Source organism: Vreelandella mediterranea, assembly GCF_970647075.1.
Genome location: NZ_OZ310198.1, coordinates 3,040,667 through 3,061,742 on the forward strand (window position 1 = coordinate 3,040,667; position 21,076 = coordinate 3,061,742).

General features: G+C 58.9%; 17 protein-coding genes. 4 read left to right on the plus strand and 13 right to left on the minus strand.

The features are described 5' to 3' along the window. Positions 1–377: 377 nt before the first annotated feature. The gene (locus ACWFVE_RS14020; RefSeq protein WP_447530546.1) at positions 378–2,009 is read left to right on the plus strand and encodes a methyl-accepting chemotaxis protein; all 1,632 of its coding nucleotides are present in this window, start codon (positions 378–380) and stop codon (positions 2,007–2,009) included. A 111-nt stretch (positions 2,010–2,120) separates the two neighbouring features. Here ACWFVE_RS14020 and ACWFVE_RS14025 read toward each other — a convergent pair whose 3' ends face one another. Further along, positions 2,121–3,755, minus strand: a complete 1,635-nt coding sequence (locus tag ACWFVE_RS14025) for an NAD+ synthase (RefSeq protein WP_447529880.1) — start codon at positions 3,753–3,755, stop codon at positions 2,121–2,123. 204 nt (positions 3,756–3,959) lie between these two features. Between ACWFVE_RS14025 and ACWFVE_RS14030 the strand changes: the two genes are divergently transcribed. Continuing rightward, the gene (locus ACWFVE_RS14030) at positions 3,960–4,223 is read left to right on the plus strand and encodes a PP0621 family protein (RefSeq protein WP_447529881.1); all 264 of its coding nucleotides are present in this window, start codon (positions 3,960–3,962) and stop codon (positions 4,221–4,223) included. On the opposite strand, the gene thiO is transcribed toward ACWFVE_RS14030, so the two are convergent. Next, complete coding sequence (gene thiO, locus ACWFVE_RS14035; RefSeq protein WP_447529882.1) at positions 4,220–5,317, minus strand: glycine oxidase ThiO; 1,098 nt, start codon at positions 5,315–5,317, stop codon at positions 4,220–4,222. The two genes, ACWFVE_RS14030 and thiO, sit on opposite strands and share 4 nt — an antisense overlap. Before the next feature lie 121 nt (positions 5,318–5,438). On the opposite strand from thiO, the gene ACWFVE_RS14040 reads away from it, so the two are divergent. Then, positions 5,439–6,008, plus strand: a complete 570-nt coding sequence (locus ACWFVE_RS14040) for a GspH/FimT family pseudopilin (RefSeq protein WP_447529883.1) — start codon at positions 5,439–5,441, stop codon at positions 6,006–6,008. Positions 6,009–6,021: 13 nt separating this feature from the next. On the opposite strand, the gene trxB is transcribed toward ACWFVE_RS14040, so the two are convergent. Beyond that, the gene (gene trxB / locus ACWFVE_RS14045; RefSeq protein ID WP_447529884.1) at positions 6,022–6,972 is read right to left on the minus strand and encodes a thioredoxin-disulfide reductase; all 951 of its coding nucleotides are present in this window, start codon (positions 6,970–6,972) and stop codon (positions 6,022–6,024) included. A gap of 275 nt (positions 6,973–7,247) precedes the next feature. Between trxB and acnA the strand changes: the two genes are divergently transcribed. After that, positions 7,248–9,983 (plus strand): aconitate hydratase AcnA, encoded by a 2,736-nt coding sequence (gene acnA / locus ACWFVE_RS14050; RefSeq protein ID WP_447529885.1) that lies wholly within the window; start codon positions 7,248–7,250, stop codon positions 9,981–9,983. A 121-nt stretch (positions 9,984–10,104) separates the two neighbouring features. On the opposite strand, the gene ACWFVE_RS14055 is transcribed toward acnA, so the two are convergent. The 10 genes from ACWFVE_RS14055 to ACWFVE_RS14100 all read right to left on the minus strand — a co-directional run bounded on the left by ACWFVE_RS14055 (position 10,105) and on the right by ACWFVE_RS14100 (position 21,069). Next, positions 10,105–11,781, minus strand: coding sequence for an NAD-dependent malic enzyme (locus ACWFVE_RS14055; protein WP_447529886.1), 1,677 nt, complete (start codon positions 11,779–11,781; stop codon positions 10,105–10,107). A gap of 167 nt (positions 11,782–11,948) precedes the next feature. Then, positions 11,949–13,175, minus strand: coding sequence for a YeeE/YedE family protein (locus tag ACWFVE_RS14060; RefSeq protein WP_447529887.1), 1,227 nt, complete (start codon positions 13,173–13,175; stop codon positions 11,949–11,951). Positions 13,176–13,298: 123 nt separating this feature from the next. Continuing rightward, on the minus strand, positions 13,299–14,351 hold the full coding sequence (locus tag ACWFVE_RS14065; RefSeq protein WP_447529888.1) for an AI-2E family transporter: 1,053 nt from the start codon (positions 14,349–14,351) through the stop codon (positions 13,299–13,301). A gap of 126 nt (positions 14,352–14,477) precedes the next feature. Next, positions 14,478–15,887, minus strand: a complete 1,410-nt coding sequence (locus ACWFVE_RS14070; protein WP_447529889.1) for a Na+/H+ antiporter NhaC family protein — start codon at positions 15,885–15,887, stop codon at positions 14,478–14,480. Positions 15,888–16,069: 182 nt separating this feature from the next. Next, positions 16,070–17,089, minus strand: coding sequence for a tryptophan--tRNA ligase (locus ACWFVE_RS14075; protein ID WP_447529890.1), 1,020 nt, complete (start codon positions 17,087–17,089; stop codon positions 16,070–16,072). 288 nt (positions 17,090–17,377) lie between these two features. Further along, complete coding sequence (locus tag ACWFVE_RS14080) at positions 17,378–17,776, minus strand: hypothetical protein (RefSeq protein ID WP_447529891.1); 399 nt, start codon at positions 17,774–17,776, stop codon at positions 17,378–17,380. Positions 17,777–18,033: 257 nt separating this feature from the next. After that, complete coding sequence (locus ACWFVE_RS14085) at positions 18,034–18,291, minus strand: hypothetical protein (protein ID WP_447529892.1); 258 nt, start codon at positions 18,289–18,291, stop codon at positions 18,034–18,036. A gap of 79 nt (positions 18,292–18,370) precedes the next feature. Next, entirely contained in the window at positions 18,371–19,060 is a 690-nt protein-coding gene (locus tag ACWFVE_RS14090) for a hypothetical protein (protein ID WP_447529893.1), read from the minus strand. Between the two features lie 51 nt (positions 19,061–19,111). Further along, complete coding sequence (locus tag ACWFVE_RS14095; protein WP_447529894.1) at positions 19,112–19,780, minus strand: hypothetical protein; 669 nt, start codon at positions 19,778–19,780, stop codon at positions 19,112–19,114. 758 nt (positions 19,781–20,538) lie between these two features. Further along, positions 20,539–21,069 carry a hypothetical protein gene (locus tag ACWFVE_RS14100; RefSeq protein WP_447529895.1) on the minus strand — a complete coding sequence of 177 codons (531 nt, stop codon included), beginning with the start codon at positions 21,067–21,069 and terminating at the stop codon, positions 20,539–20,541. Between the last annotated feature and the right edge of the window lie 7 nt (positions 21,070–21,076).

Sequence of the window (21,076 nt, forward strand, 5' to 3'; positions counted from 1 at the left end):
ATAACTGCTTAAACCGTTAGCTGTTTGAGCCAGCAGTTGTTTGAGCCATTAATTGTACAAACGCCCTTTGGCCTCGCGCGTGGTCCAAAGGGCGTTTTTTATGCTCATTCTGGCGTTTGGCGTCGCTGGGCCCGCCATCCACTTGCTATAACAATCGGTAATATTTAACTACAATTCTTATTTGTACAAATATCGTACAAATAACTAACCTCTCTGCTACTGCCGTATAACTAAAAACGCTTCGGGTTGCACCACTCAAGCAGCCCCATGAAAAAAGAACACTCCACAGCGAGGGAACCCGCTTGAACACGTTACGCTCTTGGAAAATCACCACGCGGCTGACCGTCGGCTTCTCCATTGTCCTGGTCCTGCTTGCCATGCTCACCGCGATCGGGATTTATCAGGTCAATCAAATCAGCAACGATCTGACCGAAATCAACGACATCAACGGCGACAAACAGCGCCAAGCGATCGACTGGCGGGGCAGCGTACACGACCGCGCCATCGCTTTGCGCGATATCGTCATCACCACCACCGCTGAGCAGTACCGCGCGCTAAACAGTGAAATGCAGCGTCTGCAAGACAACTACCGTAGCGCCTCCCAGGCAATGGCCAGTATCGTTCAAAGCGCACCAGGGCCCGCTCAGGAAGCAAGCATCATCGAGCGCATCGAAGCCCAACAGGCGCTGACCCTGGGCTTGACCGAGGCCGTCATCGAAGCCCGGCTCGCGGGAGATTTCGCTACCGCCCAAACGCTTTTGATCGAACAGGCAGGCCCCGCTTACGCGCAGTGGCTTTCGCAGATCAACGAATTCATCGATCTTCAGGAGCAGCTCAACGACGTTACCACCGACCACGCCCGGGAAACCGCGGCAGGTTTCGAGATGCTGATGATCGGTTTGACGCTCGCGGCGCTGCTGCTGGGCGGACTCATTGCGTTCTACCTATCGCGGCAACTACTGGGCGAACTCGGCGCCGAACCCGACCAGGTGCAGGCGTTCTCGAGCGCTATCGGCAGCGGTAACCTGGCGGTGGCCGACGAGCGCCGCCAGACACGGCAAAATACCCGGGAACGCGGCATCATGGCCTCGCAAATGGCCATGGCCGAGCAGCTTCAACGTATCGTTTTGGACGTGCGCACCTCCGCGGAGGCGGTCGCGAGCAACAGCGAGCAGATCGCCGAAGGGAATAACAACCTCGCCTCGCGTACCGAGCAGCAGTCAAGCGCCTTGGCCCAAACCGCTGCCGCCATGGAAGAGCTCAGCAGCACCGTGACCCAAAATGCCGCCAACGCCGAGCAGGCAAGCCGGGAGGCAAGCCAAGCCGCCGCGACTGCAACGGAAGGCGGCAAAGCGGTCAAGGAGCTTGCCACCACGATGAACGAGCTCGACCAAAGCTCTCAGGAAATCGCCGGCATTATCTCGACCATCGACGCGATTGCTTTCCAGACCAACATTCTGGCGCTCAACGCCTCGGTCGAGGCGGCGCGGGCCGGCGAGCACGGCCGCGGCTTTGCCGTGGTGGCCAGCGAAGTGCGCAGCCTTGCCCAGCGTAGCGCCAGCGCCGCCCAGGAGATCAACGCGCTGATTTCCAGCAACCTGGAACGTGTGAAACACGGCAACGAGCGTGCCAGCCACGCCAACCAGTCCACCAATGAGATCGTCAGCGCTATCGAGCGGGTCAATGTGATCATCGGCGAAATCAGTAGCGCCAGCGTCGAACAGAGCGCCGGTGTTCAGGAGGTCAATCAGGCCGTCTCCGAGATGGACCAGATGACCCAGGATAACGCCACTTTGGTCAATGAAAGCGCGGCCGCCGCCAACACGCTGCGCCAAAATGCCCAAGCGCTGATGCAGACCATGCAGATATTCAAGCTGCCCCGCTCGGCCAGCCAGACTATGCGCGAAACGCCCCGGGGGCCCCAGGCACCCAGAGCCAACACGCCGCCGCCCGCGCCAGAATCTCAGAAAAAACTGGCCTCCTCCGAGCCGGACTGGGAGAGTTTTTAAGCGAATTCCCATCCACGTGTAAGCCGCGCCCCGGCCGAACCAAAAAGCCAAACGACCCTGTTTGGCTTTTTTTATGGGCACGAGCGGCTTGTGGGGCAACAAAAGGGCTGCCTAATCGCCGGGCTGCCAGCCGTTGACGATGGGGTAGCGGCGGTCGCGGCCAAACCCGCGCGCGGTCACGCGAACGCCGACCGGTGCCTGGCGGCGCTTGTATTCGCAGCGGTCCACCAGTTTCACGACCTGGTAGACATCGTCCTGGGAAAAGCCCTCGGCGATGATCGCCTCGGCGCTCATGTCACCCTCGATATAGCGCGAGAGGATCGCATCGAGCACGGCGTAATCGGGCAGTGAGTCGCTGTCGTTCTGGTCCGGGGCGAGCTCGGCACTCGGCGGGCGCTCGATGACGCGCTCGGGCACCGCCGGTGACTGAGTGTTGCGCCAGCGCGCCAGCCGGTACACCCAGGTTTTATATACATCCTTCAAGGCATTGTAGCCGCCCACCATATCGCCGTAGAGCGTGGCGTAGCCCACCGCCATTTCGCTCTTGTTGCCGGTGGTCAGCACCATCAAGCCTTTCTTGTTGGAGATCGCCATCAACAGCACCCCGCGACAGCGCGACTGCAGGTTCTCCTCGGTCGTGTCTTGCTCGGCGCCGGCAAAGCTCTCGGATAGCGTCTGGGTGAAGGCCTCGACCATCGGCTCGATCGGCATGACATCGAAATCGACGCCCAGCATTTCGGCCTGGGCGGCGGCGTCCTGCTTCGAGATATCCGCGGTGTAGCGGTAAGGCATCATCACCGCGTGCACGCGCTGCTCACCCAAGGCGTCCACCGCGATCGCCAAGGAAAGCGCCGAATCGATCCCGCCGGAAAGTCCCAGCACTACGCCACTGAAGCCGCTTTTATTGACGTAGTCGCGAACGCCGGTCACCAACGCGCAGTAAAGGCTCTCCTCCGCGGAGACGTCGGGTTCGATTTCGCCGGCCTCGGGGACCCAGCCGTTTTCCGGGGTCTGAGTGAGGCGCACCGGCATCAACCCTGCCTGCCAGTACGGTGCGAGTATCTTGAGCTCGCCCTGGGCATCGACCACGCTCGAGCCGCCGTCGAACACCAGTTCGTCCTGGCCGCCAATGGTGTTGACGTAGACGATGGGGCGATTCACGGCCTGAGCGCGCTGGGTGAGCAGGCGCCGACGCTCGCCGGGCTTTTCCTGATGATAGGGCGAGGCATTGAGCACCACGAGTGCATCGGCGCCCTGCCCGCAGGCGGCCTCGATGGGTGCGCTCTCCCAAAGGTCTTCGCAGATCAGAAGGCCGAGTTTGGCGCCCTTGTGCTCGAACACCAGCGGCGCATTGCCGGGCGTGAAGTAGCGCTGCTCGTCGAACACCTGGTAATTGGGCAGCGCTTGCTTGGCGTACTCCGCCTGCCACTCGCCGTTATACAGCACCCCGGCCAGGTTGAAACGCTTCCCATCGCGAACGCCGGGGTAGCCAATGATCACCAGCACGTCCTTGACGACCTTTTGCGCCATGGTGTCGCGGGCCTCCTGCAGGCGCGACTCCATCGAAGCCCTCAATAAAAGATCCTCCGGCGGGTAGCCGGTCAAGAAAAGCTCGGGGAATACCACCACGTCCGCCCGGTGCTCGATACGCGCCTCGCGCACGGCTTCGATCGCGCGGGCGGCATTACCGGGAATATCCCCGACCAAAGGGTCGAGTTGGGCCATGACCAGCGTTAAGTCTTGCATGGGGGGTAAAATCTCTTGAGAATCCTTGAAACATACCGTTTGGACGCCACGCGATGGCACTCAAAGCCCAGCCTCCAAACCGTACCGGCAAGCGGGTATTGTCCCGCAAGCGCCGGTTACTGGCAAAGGCTCTGGCGTTAAACGCACGCATTCGAATACGCAGTATTCCATACACCCACTTTCCCGCCCGGGAGCGATAAAAGGATGAACCTGTTGATCATTCGGCTACTTATTTTTGCGGTGGTGTTCTACGTTGGCCTGAAACTTTACGGCATGTACCGCCAACACAAGCTCTCGCAAAAAACGGCGGCGCCCGAGCGCGTCGAAGGCGGCGCCATGGTGCGCTGTCGCTGGTGCGAGGTGCACGTACCGGAAAGCGAGGCGCTGCGCTTTGAAGAAAAGTGGTTTTGCTCCGCCGCCCACCGGGAGCGCTACATTCAGGAGCAAAAGAAGGACGGCCCCGTCTAGAGAACGAGCCGCTCTTGAGTGGGTACATACGGCGTCGGGTCGATCAGTGGCGGGCGCTTTAACAGCGTATCGACCAGCAAATGGGTAGATGCCGGCGCGAGCACCAGACCATTACGATAGTGGCCCGCGTTGATATAGAGCGACGCGTAGCCGGGCAGCGCGCCGATGAACGGAAGCCCGCCGGGCGAGCCCGGGCGCAGCCCGGACCAGTGGTGCGCTACCGGGTAACCGGCAAGCGCGGGAACGATCGCCTCGGCGCTTCGCTTGAGTGAAACCCGCGCCGCCTCGTCGGTGGTTTTATCGAAGCCGGCTTCTTCCAGGGTCGAGCCCACCAGCAAAAGCCCATCGCTGCGGGGAATGATATAGCGCCCATCCTTGAGCACCACCCGCTGTACAAGCCCGGGCGGGGCGCGGTAGGCAATCATTTGCCCTTTGACCGGGCGTACCGGCAAGCGGATACCGAGCGGTGCCAACAGCGCAGCACTCCAGGCGCCGGCGCAGAGCACGGTGCGGCCGGCCAAAAGCGGGCCCTGAGGCGTATTCACCCCCGCAATGTCGCCGTGTCGTTCGATGAGCCCTTCGACCGGCTGCCCCTCGCAAAGCGTCACGCCCGGCATGGCGGAGAGCCTGGCGCGCAGCGCCTGGCCCAGCCGCGGGTTGCGCACGCTGCCAAGCGTTGGCATCCAGAGCGCGCCGCTCCCCGCCTCGGCCTGGGGCTCCTTTTCGTGAACGAAGGCGGCGCCCACGCGCTCGAGCGGTTTACCCATTTGATGCGCCCAGTCCAGCGCCGCCTCGTCATCCTCGACGCTCAAATACAAAAGCCCTTTCTGGCGATACTCCGGGTCGATGCCGGTCTCTTCCAACAGGCGCAAGGCAAGCGCCGGGTAGGCACCCTCCGACCAGCGCGAAAGCCAGGAAATGGCCGCCGAGTGGCGCCAGGGATAGAGCGGCGACACGATACCGCCCCCCGCCCAGGAGGCCTCTTGCCCGCAGGTGCCGCGCTCGACGATACACACCGTCTGGCCGGCATCGGCAAGCTGTAGGGCGGTCATCATGCCGATGATACCGCCACCCACTATCAAGAAATCACTCACAAGGCCTGTCCCTTTTTACCTACAGCTAACTACGCCTGAACCTACACCAGGCTCCGCTTACGCCTACGCCCCGCCCAAGCAAAGCGCTCTAACCTGAATACAGGACCGCCAGGGTGAGCCCATGCATAAAGCACTCCTATCCCACCATCGACGCTCGCGTTACGCCAGCGCCCAGGCAGCGCACGGCGCGCATCGCGCCAGCGGGATGACGTTTTTGGAGCTGGTCGTCGCACTCTTCATTATGGGCTTATTGACCACCGGCGCCCTTCCCCACCTTCAGGCGCTAAACCAGCGGACGGCGCTCAAAGGCGAGATCAATCGCTTTCAGCGGGCGTTCTCGCTGGCTCGCAATACGGCCATTACCCGGCGCGAGACCGTCACCCTTTGCCCGGTTACCGCCACCTTTCGCTGCAGCGACGACTGGAGCCTGCCGCTGGCGGTGATCGACGGCGCGCCTCGTCAAAGCGCCGAGCGCCAGCGCATCCTGCGGATTTTCCCCGCGCACCCGAAAAGCCGCATTACCTACAACCGCCACTGGCGACAGGTACGCTACACGCCCCTGGGCCACGCCAGCGGCTATAACGGCAGCTTCAAACTCTGCAGCGGCGCCAACACGGGTAAAGAGCTGGTGCTAAGCCAGCTGGGCCGGCTACGGGTAGACAGCGCGTCAGTGCCCTGCGCCGACCCTTGAAGCGCTGTTAGAATCAGCCAATGCCGTCGAGGTAGCGCTCGGCGTCGAGGGCTGCCATGCAGCCGCTGCCTGCGGAGGTAATCGCCTGGCGGTAGATATGGTCCATCACGTCGCCGCAGGCAAACACGCCGGGCACGCTGGTGGCGGTGGCGTTGCCTTCGAGACCGGAATTCACGGTAATGTAGCCGCCCTTCATGGCGAGCTGGCCTTCGAAAATACCGGTATTGGGGCTATGGCCAATGGCAACGAAAAGCCCAGGCGCGTGGAGCTCCTTGACGGTGCCATCGAGGGTCGACTTCAGCCGCACCCCGGTCACGCCGCTGTTATCGCCCAGCACTTCGTCGACCTGCTGGAACCACTCCAGCGCGATCGTACCGGCCTCGACCTTCTCCTGGAGTTTGTCCTGCAGGATTTTCTCCGCGCGCAGGGTGTCGCGGCGATGTACCAGGGTCACCTTGGAGGCAATATTGGAAAGATAGAGCGCCTCTTCCACGGCGGTGTTACCGCCGCCCACCACCACGACTTCCTGATTACGATAGAAAAAGCCGTCACAGGTCGCGCAGGCGGACACACCCTGACCCATGAACTGCTGCTCGGTGGGCAGGCCCAGGTAACGGGCGCTGGCACCGGTGGCAATGATCAGCGCATCGCAGGTGTAGGTGCCGCTATCGCCTTTCAATGTATAGGGTTTTTCGCCTAAGCTGACTTCATGGATATGGTCGAACAGCACCTCGGTATTGAAGCGCTCGGCGTGGGCTTGCATCTTTTCCATCAGCGCCGGACCCTGGATGCCCTCGGCCTCGCCCGGCCAGTTATCCACATCGGTGGTCGTGGTCAACTGACCGCCCGCCTGCAGCCCGGTAATCAGCAACGGCTGCAGGTTGGCGCGCGCGGCGTACACCGCCGCGGTGTACCCGGCAGGCCCGGAGCCAAGAATAATCAAACGTTCATGACGCGTTTCCATGACACCACCTATATCGAATAAAACGGATGGCCCGGCCAGCGCGATGCGAGTAGTACTGGCCGAAAAACCAAACAAGAGAGTCTGCCTGAAATGGCGTCGAGTACAAGTAATTACAAGGGGGAGGCTTGGCCATTAGGCCAGGATCCCTTGAAAGCCGGGATTAAAGTACCCATGTGCTATTAATAAGCTAGGCTCTAGAAAACGAACCACCGTGGCACTGCAATCATCCAATACATAGCAAGCAAGAGCCCGCATTCAAGAGAGAGGAGCATGGAATGAGCAAGATACCCGATACGCTCAGCACCCTGGAGGTGGGGAATCACTCCTACACCTATTACAGCCTGCCCAAGGCGGCCGATAAGCTTGGCAACATAGACCGGCTACCCAAGACCCTGAAAATTCTGTTGGAAAACCAGCTACGCTTTGGCGACGACGAAAGCGTCGAAAACGACGACCTGCAAGCGCTGGTAGACTGGCAAAAAGAGGGTAAATCCAGCCGCGAGATCGGCTATCGCCCGGCGCGGGTTCTCATGCAGGACTTCACCGGCGTGCCCGGCGTGGTGGATCTGGCCTCCATGCGCGACGCGGTCGAAAAGCTCGGCGAAGATCCGGCCCGCATCAACCCGCTCTCGCCGGTCGATCTGGTCATCGACCACTCGGTCATGGTCGACGAGTTCGGCCACGCCACGGCGTTTGACGAGAACGTCGAGATCGAAATGCAGCGTAACCGCGAGCGTTACGAGTTTCTACGCTGGGGCCAGCAGGCCTTCGATAACTTTAAAGTGGTACCGCCGGGCACGGGTATCTGCCACCAGGTCAACCTCGAGTACCTGGGCAAATCGGTCTGGACCAAAGAAGAAGACGGCAAAACCTACGCCTTCCCCGACACCCTGGTCGGCACCGATTCGCACACCACCATGATCAACGGCCTGGGCGTGCTTGGCTGGGGCGTGGGCGGCATCGAAGCCGAGGCTGCGATGCTCGGTCAGCCGGTTTCCATGCTGATTCCCGAAGTCATCGGCTTCAAGCTCGACGGCAAGCTTCAAGAAGGCATTACCGCGACCGACCTGGTGCTCACCGTTACCGAAATGCTGCGCAAGAAAGGCGTGGTGGGTAAGTTCGTCGAGTTCTACGGCGACGGTCTCAAAGACCTGCCGCTGGCCGACCGCGCCACCATCGCCAACATGGCGCCGGAGTACGGTGCGACCTGTGGTTTCTTCCCGGTGGATGAAGAAACCCTGAACTACATGCGCCTGACCGGCCGCGAAGACGATCAGATCGCGCTCGTGAAAGCCTACAGCCAGGAACAGGGCCTGTGGCGCGAGCCCGGCGACGAGCCGATCTTCAGCGACTCGCTGGGCCTTGATATGAGCACCGTCGAAGCAAGCCTGGCCGGCCCCAAGCGCCCGCAGGACCGGGTATCGCTCAAGGACCTGCCCAGCGCCTTCGCCAAGGTAATGGAAGACGACGGCAAGACCCAACCGGACACCGAAACCGGCAAGTTCTCCTCGGAGGGCGGCCAAACCGCCGTGGGTGTCGAGCGCAGCTTCGAGCACAACGACAGCCAGGATGTGTCCTACAACGGCCAGAGCTTCCGTTTGAACCCGGGGGCCGTGGTCATTGCTGCGATCACGTCGTGTACCAACACCTCCAACCCCAGCGTGATGATGGCCGCCGGCCTTCTGGCCCGCAAGGCACGCGAAAAAGGTCTGGAAACCAAGCCCTGGGTCAAGACCTCGCTGGCCCCCGGCTCCAAGGTGGTCACCGACTACCTGGCCGCCGCGGATCTGAACAACGACCTGGACGCGCTGGGCTTCAACCTGGTGGGCTACGGCTGCACGACCTGTATCGGTAACTCCGGCCCGCTACCCGAGGAGATCGAAAAAGCGATCAACACCGGTGACCTGGCGGTCGCCTCGGTGCTTTCGGGCAACCGTAACTTCGAAGGCCGGGTTCACCCGTTGGTCAAAACCAACTGGCTCTCCTCGCCGCCCTTGGTCGTGGCCTACGCGCTGGCCGGTAACGTACAGAGCAATCTGACCACCGACCCACTGGGCGATGACTCTGATGGCAACCCGGTCTACCTGAAAGACATCTGGCCCTCCCAGGCCGAGATCGCCGAGGCGGTCGAGAAAGTGAACACTGACATGTTCCGCAAGGAGTATGGCGAGGTGTTCGAAGGCGACGAAACCTGGAAAGCGATCAAAGTGCCGGAAAGCCAGGTGTACGAGTGGCCCGACTCCACCTACATTCAGCACCCGCCCTTTTTCGAAGGCATGGGCCGGGAGCCGGAACCCACCGAGGACGTTAAAAACGCGCGGGTCTTGGCGATGCTGGGCGACTCGGTCACCACCGACCACATCTCGCCGGCCGGCTCCATCAAGCCGGACAGCCCCGCCGGTCGCTACCTGCAAGAAAACGGCGTAAAGCCGGTGGATTTCAACTCCTACGGTTCGCGCCGGGGTAACCACCAGGTCATGATGCGCGGTACCTTTGCCAACGTGCGCATTCAAAACGAAATGCTCGACGGCGTGGTCGGCGGCGAAACCCGCCACGTGCCCAGCGGCGAGCAGATGTCCATCTACGACGCGGCGATGAAGTACCAGGAAGAAGGCACGCCCCTGGTGGTCATTGCCGGTAAAGAGTACGGCACCGGGTCGAGCCGCGACTGGGCGGCCAAGGGCACGCGCCTGCTGGGCGTGCGCGCGGTACTGGCGGAGTCTTATGAGCGTATCCACCGCTCCAACCTGATCGGTATGGGCGTGGTGCCGCTGCAGTTCCCGGAAGGCGAAAGCCGTGAAAGCCTGGGACTGACCGGCGATGAAGAAGTATCCATCGAAGGATTGGGCGATCTAAGCCCGGGCTCCAACGTCAAGGTCACCATCAAAAAGGGCAGTGACGAGCGTACGATCGAGGCGAAATGCCGGATCGATACGATCAACGAGCTGGCGTACTACCGCCACGGTGGTATCCTGCACTACGTGCTGCGCAAGATGATTGGCGCAGCATAAGCCCTACCGGCAACGCACTACCCAATGCTTGCATGCCCCCACTCCGGTGGGGGCTTTTTTTGGCCCTAAAAAAGCGCCGCTACCCAAGTAGCGGCGCCGAGAGCCTTGAACATTAAAACGCTTAAACGGCGCGGCGACGGTAGTCGCGGTAGTCCGGGTCCCAGCTCGCGTTTTCGATATCCTTGCGCAACTGAGTGCCACTGGTGGTCAGCGCGACGCCGTTATGCTGCGCCATGGCCGCCACCTCGAAAGCGATCGACTGGCTGATTTCGCGAATCTTGGAAAGCGGCGGCAAAAGCGCGCCCTTGCCCTCTTTGACCAGCGGCGCTTCCCGGGCCAGCGCTCTTGATGCACTCATCAGCATCTCGTCGGTCACCCGGTGCGCCTTGGCGGCTACCACGCCCAGCCCAATGCCGGGGAAGATATAGGCGTTGTTGCACTGGGCAATCGCGTAGGTGCGCCCGTTGTAGACCACCGGCGCGAAGGGGCTGCCAGTTGCGACCAGCGCCTGACCGTCGGTCCAGCGGATCACGTCTTCCGGCACCGCCTCGGCCTGGGAGGTCGGGTTGGAGAGCGGCATGATGACCGGGTTCTCGCAGCCGGCGTGCATGGTGCGGATCACCTGCTCGGTGAAGATACCGCGCTGGCCGCACACGCCGATCAGCACCGTGGGCTTGATCTGCGCGATGGTCTCTTCCAGGCCCTGGCCGTTCCATTCGGCGACCAGCGCCGGGTCGTGGGCCAGGCGGCGCTGAAAATCGCGCTGCCAAGGTTGATCCGTCGTCATCAGCCCGTCGCGGTCGATCACGTAGACACGTTCGCGGGCCTCGCGCTCGGAAAGCCCCTCGGACTGCATCGCAACCACGACCTGCTCGGCAATACCGCAGCCGGCAGAGCCGCCGCCGACGAACACCACGCGCTGCTTGGCGATGCTCTCTTCCCGGGCGTGACAGGCGGCCATCAGCGTACCCACGACCACCGAGGCGGTGCCCTGAACGTCATCGTTGAAGCAGCAAAGCTCGTTGCGGTAGCGCTCCAGTAGCGGCACGGCGTTGGCCTGGGCGAAATCCTCGAACTGCAGCAGGGCGTTGGGCCAGCGGCGCTTGAGCGCGGCGATGAACTGCGCCATGAAGGCGTCGTACTCTTCCTGGCCGACCCGCTCGTGGCGCCAGCCCATGTACATGGGGTCGTCCAGAAGCGCCTGATTATTAGTGCCCACGTCGATCATGATGGGTAGGGTATGGGCCGGGCTGATCCCGCCGCAGGCGGTGTAGAGCGCCAGCTTACCAATGGGAATCCCCATACCGCCGATGCCCTGGTCGCCCAGGCCCAGAATACGCTCGCCGTCGGTGACCACGATCACTTTGACGTTGTCCTTGGTGGCACTGCGTAGGATATCGTCCATGTGCTCGCGGTCCGGGTAGCCGATGAAAAGCCCCCGGTGATTGCGATAGATATTGGAGAATTCCTGACACGCCTTGCCCACGGTCGGCGTATAGATGATCGGCAGCATCTCTTCCAGGTGCTCGGACACCAGGCGGAAATAGAGCGTTTCGTTATCGTCCTGGATGGCGCGCAGATAGATATGGCGGTCCAGGTCGCTGTGACACTGCTGGTACTGGCGATAGCTGCGCTCGAGCTGGTCTTCGATGGTCTCGACCTTTTGCGGCAACAGACCGATCAAATTGAACGCGAGCCGCTCCTCTTGAGTAAACGCGCTGCCTTTGTTCAATAGCGGCATTTCAAGCAAGGAAGGACCGGCGTAAGGAATGTATAAGGGGCGTTTGCTCTGAGTCATGGGGCTCTCTTTTCGTCCATTACTGCTGCAGCGCAGCAATATCAAGCGTTTACGGTTATAACGGCATAATGTATCACGCCACTACGACAAAGGTGGCACGCAGCCGGGCTTTGAGCAAAAAAATGCCCCGCTTTTTTAGCGGGGCGTTGAACATCAACCGGTTAGCATCAGGCCGTTTTGGCCTTGGGTTTGCGCCCTTCTACACCGGCGAAAAACAGCGGCCGCAATTTGACCCCCAGCATATTGCCGGCAAAGGCGGCGGCCATCCAGAGCCAGCCGTGCAGGCTGCCCGAGGCAATACCGCTGAAGTAAGCGCCAATATTGCAGCCAAAGGCCAGCCGCGCGCCGTAACCCAGCATCAGCCCACCGAGAATCGCCGCGATCACCGAGCGGATCGGAATGTTGAAATTCGGTGCAAAGCGCCCGGCCAGGTGGGCGGCGGCCATCGCGCCCAGCATGATGCCGATATTCATCACGGTGGTAATGTCCGAGAAAATACTGGCATCCAGCGCCGCCATGTTGGATTCCGACTGCCAATACCCCCACTGGGTGACATCGCCGCCCACGAAGTTAAAGACCTTCGCGCCCCAGAGCGCAAAGGCCGAGGTAATACCCCAGGGGCGCCCGGCCAGCGCCAGGGTAGCGAAGTTCAAAAGCGCCAGCGCCACGGCGCCGGCCAATAGCGGCCAGGGGCCTTCCAGCCAACGCTGGCTACCCGGTTTGGTCACCGGGGCCGGTTTTTCTAGCTGGCCGTGGCGACGGCGCTCCATTACCACCGTCAACGCGGCGATGGCGGCGAACAGCACCAGGCTGATCGCGATGCCGCCACTCGGGCCCGCTACTTCGACCAGCGAGACCGGCGCAAACGCGGGCAGGCTCTGCCACCAGGTAAAGTGCGCGGTGCCGATCACCGAGCCCACGATGAAGAACAGCAGCGTAATCAGCATGCGCGCATTGCCGCCCCCGGCGGTAAACAGCGTACCCGAGGCGCACCCACCGCCAAGCTGCATGCCCAAACCGAAGATGAACGCGCCGACCACCACGGAGATCCCGATGGGGCGGACAAAGCCAGAGACCGGCATATCGAATAACATGCCCGCGCCCAGGGCGGGGAAAAACAGCACCACGGCGACGGCGAGCATCACCATCTGCGCGCGCAGCCCGCGGCCCCGGCGTTCGGTGATGAACGCCCGCCAGGCCGCGGTAAAGCCAAACGCCGCGTGATAGAGCGCCACACCAAACAGGCCGCCAATGATCATCAGCATGCCGGTGTTGGCACTAAAGAACACGCCGATCAATAGCGCCCCGAAAACGATCGCCGCCATGGCGATCAGCGGCACACGGTACTTGCTGGAGAAATTTTCAGCCTCCGCGGAGGCGGGAGTGGTCGACATAGCGCACCTTCGATCCTTTCAAAAACTCAACATCTGCACGGCGAAAACGGACGTATTCACCACCCTTTGAACCTCATTTTAAAACGCTTTTGCGATACCTCACCAAAGCTCACTACGCGCTGGCTACTCGCTTTTCTCGCTCTTGTCTTGTTCACCGTTTACCGGTTCGTCGTCTTCGTCACGCTGTACGTAGAGCGCATTGATCAGCACAAAGCCAATAACGGTGAGCGGTGCCGCCAACAGCACCCCGGCCACGCCAAACAGCGTACTGGCTGCAAAGAGCGAAAACAGCAGCATGGCGGGAGGCAAATTCACCGCGCGCTGCTGAACCAGCGGCTGCATCACGTTGCCTTCGATCTGCTGGATAATGGTATAGGCGATCAGCACAAAAAGCGCCGTTTGCGGGCTGACCGTGTAGGCTAGTAGCAGTGCGGGGATGGCCGCGATCAGCGGGCCGACCAGCGGCACGAAATCCAGCACGCCGGCAATCAGGCCAAGGCCCAGCGGCGCGGGTACGCCCAAAAGCCACATGCTCACGCCGACCAGTAGACCCGTCACGACCATCGCGACGAGTTGGCCACCAAGCCAAAAACGCAGCGCCTTGCCGCTTTTATCCAGCGCCTCGGCCAGCTTGTCCCGGCTTTTGACCGGCGCCAGCAACAACAACCCGCGGCGGTAGACATCCGGCTGAGCGGCAAAATACACCATCCCCACGATCAGCGCGAAGAAATTGACCAGGCTGCCCCCCATGGAGACGACCACCATACCGACCTGCGCCAGGCCGTTTTCGAAGACCGAGCCCGCCCGCTCGCCGGCGTTCTCCATTAGCGGCTCAAGCGGCGTGCCCTGAAGGCGCTCCTGCAACTGCTCCCAGGCTTCGGGCAGCAAGGTCGAAAGCGACTCGAGTTCCGACGCCACCTGGGAGCCAAAGGCTACGCTGATCCCCGCCAGCACCAGCGTCAATGTCACCACCACGATCAGAAGCGACAGCCAGCGCGGCACCCCCCATTTGAGCAGCGGCACCATACAGGTTTGCAAAATACACGCACCCACCACCGCGCCGAAAATCAGCAGCAACAGCCCCACCAGCTTCCAAAGCACCAGCGCCAGTACCGCCAGCGCCAGTACGATCATCGCTTTTTCCGTAAACGTTTGATGACGGTACGTCGATTGCATTCAATAGTCCCTTTGTAAATACCGTTCGATAAAAGCCGGAATACTCGTTGCAGCGCTCCCTTACATGCTGCACCCCACCGCGCTTTTCAAGCGCCGCCCAGTGTATTTCGCTTATCCGCCCAGCACCTAACGAATACGCGTTTTCTCATGGCCAAGCCCGAGCCCGGTCACGACGTAGAAAAGCGAAAACACGATCGCGCCATAACAGAGAATGGCGTAGATGAAAAAATCCGCCGTGGAAACGCCCAGTGTAGCCGCCGTGAAAGCACCCGTGACGCCCCAGGGAATGAGCGGGGAGAGCGTGGTGCCGGTGTCTTCCAGAATCCTGGACAGATTCTTGGGCGGCGTGCCGCTATTGGCGACCAGCGGGCGCAGTAGCGGCCCCAAAAGCGCGAAGGTGACGTAGTAGCTGCCGGTCAGCAAGAACGCCAGGCTGTGCAGCCCCATGGCGCTACCCAGCACCTGCCGCCGCCCGGCCTGACGTTCGTTCAATAGCGCAATCGCCGCATCGAGGGTGCCCGCGCTTTTGAACGGGGCGCCCAGTACGGCCGCGGCGATCAGCACCGCCACCGTGGACATCATGCTCTGCAGCCCGCCGCGAGAGAGCATGCTATCGACCATTTCCTGACCCGTACTGGCGCTATAGCCGCCGTTCATGGCATTGCCGATCTCGCTCGCCCCCGCCCCTTGAAGCAGCGCGGCGATCAGCGCGCCGCTGACGATACCCACGGCGAACGACGGCAGCACCGGCTTTTTCAGAAGAATGCAGACGAACACCATCACCGGCGGAAGCAGCGTCACCACATTGATACTGAACACCGCATTGAGCGTCTCGATCAGCGCGGCGGTTTCCGGCGCGCTGGCCTGCCCCGTGCTGATGCTACTACCCAGCCACGCGTAGACCGCCAGCGCAATGAGATACGCCGGCAGCGTCGAGTAGAGCATGTGACGAATGTGAGTCACGATGTTCACCTCGCACACGGCGGACGCCATGACGGTCGTATCGGAAAGCGGCGACAGCTTGTCGCCGAAAAACGTCCCCGTGACGATCGCCCCCGCCGCCCAGGCGAGCGGCACGTCAAGCCCCACGGCCACCGCCATGAGCGCCACGCCGATCGTGCTGAGCGTGCCCCAGGACGTGCCCGCCATGACCGACATCAACGAGCACGACAAACATGCCACCACCAAAAAAAGCCCCGGTGACAGCAGCTCGAGCCCCAGCGTAACCATGGCCGGTATCGTGCCCGAGAGCATCCATACCCCCACCATCATCCCCACGCTGATGAGGATCAAAATGGGAATCAACATGGCCTGAATCCCTTTTAAAAGGTCCTCCTCCAGCCGCGCCCAGGAAATCCCCCATAAAAGACACAGCGAGATCGCAAGACTCCCCGCCACGATGAGCGCCACCGCGGTCGGGATGGCCAGCCACATGATGGCACCCAGCAAACTGCCCACGGCGACCACCAATAAAGCAAGATGATGAAGGCCGCCCAGTGCGACACCAGGCTCTGACGCTGAAGTATGACGAGACATGCAGGCTCCTCGCTAACGCGTGGTCGTAGTGGTTGTCGTTGGATACTTTTTGCAAGACCCGGACTGCACTGTACACAAAAGCCCTTCCCCAGCTAAGTGGAAGGGCCTTGTTTGACGCAATAAAACGCAGCGCCACCGTTAGAAAGCCGCCTTGTTATCGAAAAGGCATGACGTTTGGTCGCTTAAACGAAGCGGCCCAGGCCCATGGCCGAACGTAGCTTCTCGATGCTGCGCGTGGCCTCTTCCCGAGCGCGCTCGGCGCCTTTTTGCAGCACCGTTTCGATATGGCCCGGGTCTTCCAGCAGCGCCGTGTAGCGCTCGCGGGGCGCGCTCAGGTGTGCGTTCAGGTAATCGAACACCTGATTTTTCGCATCCCCCCAGCCGATGCCCGCGGCGTACTGCTCGCGAAGCGCCGCGGTTTCGGCACTGGAGGCAAACGCTGCGTAGATCTGAAACAGCGTGCAGGTGTCCGGGTCTTTCGGCTCGCCAGGCTCCAAGGAGTTGGTCTTGATCTTGCGAACCAGCTTCTGGAGCTTTTTCTCCGGGGCGAACAAGGGGATGGTGTTGTCGTAGCTTTTCGACATCTTGCGCCCGTCCAGGCCTTTCAACACCTCGGACTTTTCATCCACCACCGCCTCGGGCTGGGCGAAATAGTTGCCCTTGTACAGGTGGTTGAAGCGCCCGGCGATATCGCGGGCCATCTCGATGTGCTGGATCTGGTCGCGCCCCACCGGCACCTTGTTGGCGTTGAACATCAGAATATCCGCCGCCATCAGCACCGGATAGCCAAAGAGCCCCATGGTCACGCCTTTATCCGCGTCCTGGTTGCCCGCCTCTTCGTTGTCCGCCACCGCCGCCTTGTAGGCGTGGGCCCGGTTCATCAAGCCCTTGGCGCACACGCAGGAGAGCATCCACGTAAGCTCCGGGATTTCCGGAATATCCGACTGACGGTAAAAAATCGCGTTGTCGGTATCGAGCCCTAGCGCCAGCCACGTGGCCGCGATCTCCAGGCGCGACTGCTGCACCCGCTTCGGGTCCTGGCACTTGATCAGCGCGTGGTAGTCGGCCATGAAGTAGAACGACTGCACGTTCGGGTCCTGGCTTGCCTCGATGGCCGGCTTGATGGCCCCCACATAGTTACCCAAATGGGGGGTGCCGGAGGTGGTAATCCCGGTCAGCACACGGGTTTTGGCATTGCTCATGGTGTGATGGATCCAGCGTCAGATAAATCGAAAAAAGATAGGGGATTGTACACTCAATGGAGGGAAATCGTCGCCCAGACAACGCGGCCCTTTGCGGTTCTACCCCCGCCTCATCCACGCGTCGTGATCAAGGGCCCGCTACTGGTTAACGGGAGCCGTTACGGCAAACGGCGACTGCGCCTGTTTTGCAATCGTTTGACGCATAACGCGGCGGCTCCCCCGTACCGCCCAGTATAAGAAATCTCCCACTTACTCGGCTGTTGTATTACCGGCTCTTAAAATCAGCGGCTACTTAGTGATGTCTTTTGAAAAAAAGGCGTAGCCAAGAGTCAGCGAAACCAGAATGCGCTGAATTGAATCCAGCATGTTGATCAACGGTGTGGCGACGTAGTAACCGCCCACTATGCCTTCGACAATCCACAATATCATGCTAAAAAGAAGCACGTTCCTGAAGACCAGTGGCTTAAAAAGAAGCCCTGCAAGCCCAGCGAGCTCGGTCACTATAATAATGACTTCTAAATTCCTTAATCCTTCCTCATTGAAAATCGAAGAGTATCCTTGCCACCTTAACAACTCAACATGTTGCTCTGGCATATAAAACGCCATCTGCCATCCAAAATAGTACAGCGCTATATTGCTCAAAAACGATGCCAGAACAAGTGATCTAAAAAGCGTGCTCTCAACCATATAAAATCCCGCCTTAATAAGTGGCACACATATCAGAATACTGCTTCCGGGCGCTCTCATTCGAGTGATCAAGAGCGCTCAAAAAACTTTCTAAATCAGCACCCACCTCCCCCTCCAGTTGATCTTGATATAAAGCGAGCGTTGAAAGGTTTTTGGCGTACATAAAGTCACTCACATATCTTCCCAAAATAGCCAAAGTCGCTATAAGCACTATTAAAAAAACCATAAGCGCTATCGTAAATCTTAGAAATTTCATATTAATGAGCCCTAATCATTTTTCTTTCTTCAATTTCTTTCAACTCTTCAAGTACCAGGCTTCTGGACGCAGCAAAATTCTCAGGAAAGACATCGGCTATTTTTTCGCATATAGCTTCCCTTCTTTTTGTAGCTTCCTCTTCAATAGATCGACCGTACTTTCCCAGCACAGCACTTCTTTCGAAGTACTCGCTCGCAAAGGACAGCGCACTGCCTAACAACAGCGCGATCAATGCAGGCATTAAAACAAGCTTATACACTATCTACTCCTTTATACTTTCAAAACGCCTTGAACGTGATTTCCGCTCTAAATAGGCCAGGGTTTCGTCAGCCTCTCGGTCAAGGTAAGGGTTCAGCGTCTTGCGCGGCGGAGGTCACGATTTCTCGATACAGAATGGCCATGGCCGTTACGGAAATGAGCGAGGTCGCAAAGAAAAGTAGTGCCCGAAGGAGCGACAAAGCACCTGCACTCGGCAGGCTTTCGAGCGCTACCCCTATCACGGTTGGAAAGAGCGCCAATACAACGAAAGCGCTCCACTGGTAGGGGCGAGAGAGTTGCCAGGCCAATCGAAAGGTAAGCGGCTGACCGACCGCAATACCGGGTAACACTAGCGCCAAACGGCTGTAGAGATAACCACTCAGCAGTAGCGAGATCCAAACACCGGCGACGGGAACGAAAGCGAATAGCGACACTGGAATGAACAACGCATAAAGACCTAGCTGGTATAAGAAAAGTCGCGTTTCACGTTGTCCCCAGAAAAGCCCCCTACCAAAGCCGCTGGTTTGCTGACGCAAGATGGCATTGCATACCACGACCACCAAAAGCGTGTAGGCCGCTATATCGATGGCCTCGGCCAGTAACTCAAGTGACAGGTAAAGCGCCACTGGCCTGGGTTGAAGTATGACGAGTCCCTGGGTAAGTAGCGCTGCTATTAGCGTCAGCCCCAATGGACCGATAAGCGCTATTAGTGTTATACGTTTGTAGCTCAAAAGTGTGGAGTAAGTTTCGATCAGGATTTTAAAAAGCATGCACTCAATCACTATATGGATAAAATTAAAGATGGGACGCGTCTAACAGTGCTAATTTTTAGCGAAATAACCCAGTGCATGACCGCAATTTTCTGCGAGAGAAACGGCCGTAGGCCTATAAGGCCTTAGTTCACGATAACACCACCATCGCTCTGGCCCACTCAATGAACTTCTTGAGAGCAGGTAAATAAAAAACATCCTCAACTGCCTAAAAATATGTTTAAACCGTGGCCCTTCTCGGCAAAAAACAAGAAAACTCAGGCTAGTTGCATGGCCGTTCCTGGCTGCTTTTTCAAAAAAACTTCTTGCCATAACTTTATCTATTTCTCTCTTACCCTGAAAATAGTATCGATTAAAGCGCATCAATCCTTTTTGATAGTTAGCCTTACGAAAACATATTTTTTCTGCTTTATCGAAAAAATACAGCGCCTTCTCTTCATCCTCTTCACCATAATAACCACGCAAAAAACCGACTCCTACTGCACACAACGCGCCTGCATTCCTATTTAAAGCATCATTATTTAGAATATCGAGCGCGGACAAAACATCTTTATCACACCCCTTCCCTAAAGCAAGGTACCAACTTTTAAGCGCAAGAAAATCTGACTCGTTAGCTTCTACTCTGGCTATTATCTTTTTATAAGCATCTTCATCATTAACACCCTCCTCCCATGCATTTGTTTTAAAATAAAAAATTGGACCGTGATAAAGGTCCTGCATAAAATCACCGCTAACTGGATTTATATTGCGCTATAGAACAACAATGGGGTCACGCTATATTTCTAGCTTGCTACGCTCGACTCTACCAGAAATGGGTATGTCATGGGCTCTTTAGCAGCCCGACTCTACCGGAGGGACGTTGCCGGTGAGGGTGTGTGCAGCTAGCAGCACTCGCGTGGCACTGATGCTCGCCGATGAGTTGCTAAGCGTTATTTCAGCTGAACGCTACCTCACCGTTTGCGCTGACTCGCTCATGAGTTGGCCGATAGCTTCCCAGCTGTAATATTTGGTGCTGAATGGAAAGAGAAGAAGTACCTTATTGTTCCCTTAACTATTTCTTCGCGGAACCAAAAACCTAGCGAAAGCTCAACTTCTACGGCCAAGCCCATTTGGCTTTACTAATCAAATAAGAAAACCAATTATTAAAAATCCCATTATCCCAGCTGATGTATACAATATATTTACATAGGTTAATATCATATAAACCCTAACCCACAGCAGTGTTTCTTTATTAAATCCATCATTCCACCTATCTCTAGATAATATGTATTTATTGAAATCAACTGTCTTTTTCATAGATCCAGCATTAACGCCACCGAAGTAGCACTCATATATCTCTGGACACCCCCTTAACGAGTAACGCAGCTTTAAATATGCCACACCATTAACTAACAATATCATATAATAAATATGAACCAAGCTCATTTAAAAAACCTCTACTTATTGCAATCTAAAATATAATTCTCTAACCCCAGCTGCTACCGCTGAAGCGCCAATACCTGGCCCTCCATTGCAGGGCGACCGGCTCCAGATCGATTCCCAGGTTCAGCCCCGGGGCGCTCAGCCCGTGCAGGTGGCCGCTGCCGTAGGTGTGCCAGTTGAGCGCGGGTAGCTCGCCGAACTGGCTCGCTTGCGGGGCGCCGTCGGCGGTGAGGGTGTGTGCTGCTGCCAGCCGCTGCCGTTCTCGACGGAGGCTTGGCGCTGCTGCTCGCCGACCAGCCGCTGGGCGTGGTCGTAAGTGAAGTGACTTCGCCGTGATCATTGGTCACGCTTCTGAGCTGGCCGTAAACGCCCCATTGGTACTGCTCGGCGCTTGCCGGGGCATGCTCGTTGACGGGCAGGTGGCGTGCGGCAGGGCGCCCGCCGGCGTCGTAATCGTAGCGGGTCGCCAGTGGCTGGCCATCGGAACCTTGCCGGTTGACTTCGGTGCGCTCAATCAGCTGGCCGGCCGCGTCGTAGCGGTAGCGTTGCTCGCGGCGGTCGGGCCGGTCTCTGGCTAGGCGGTCCATCTCGTCA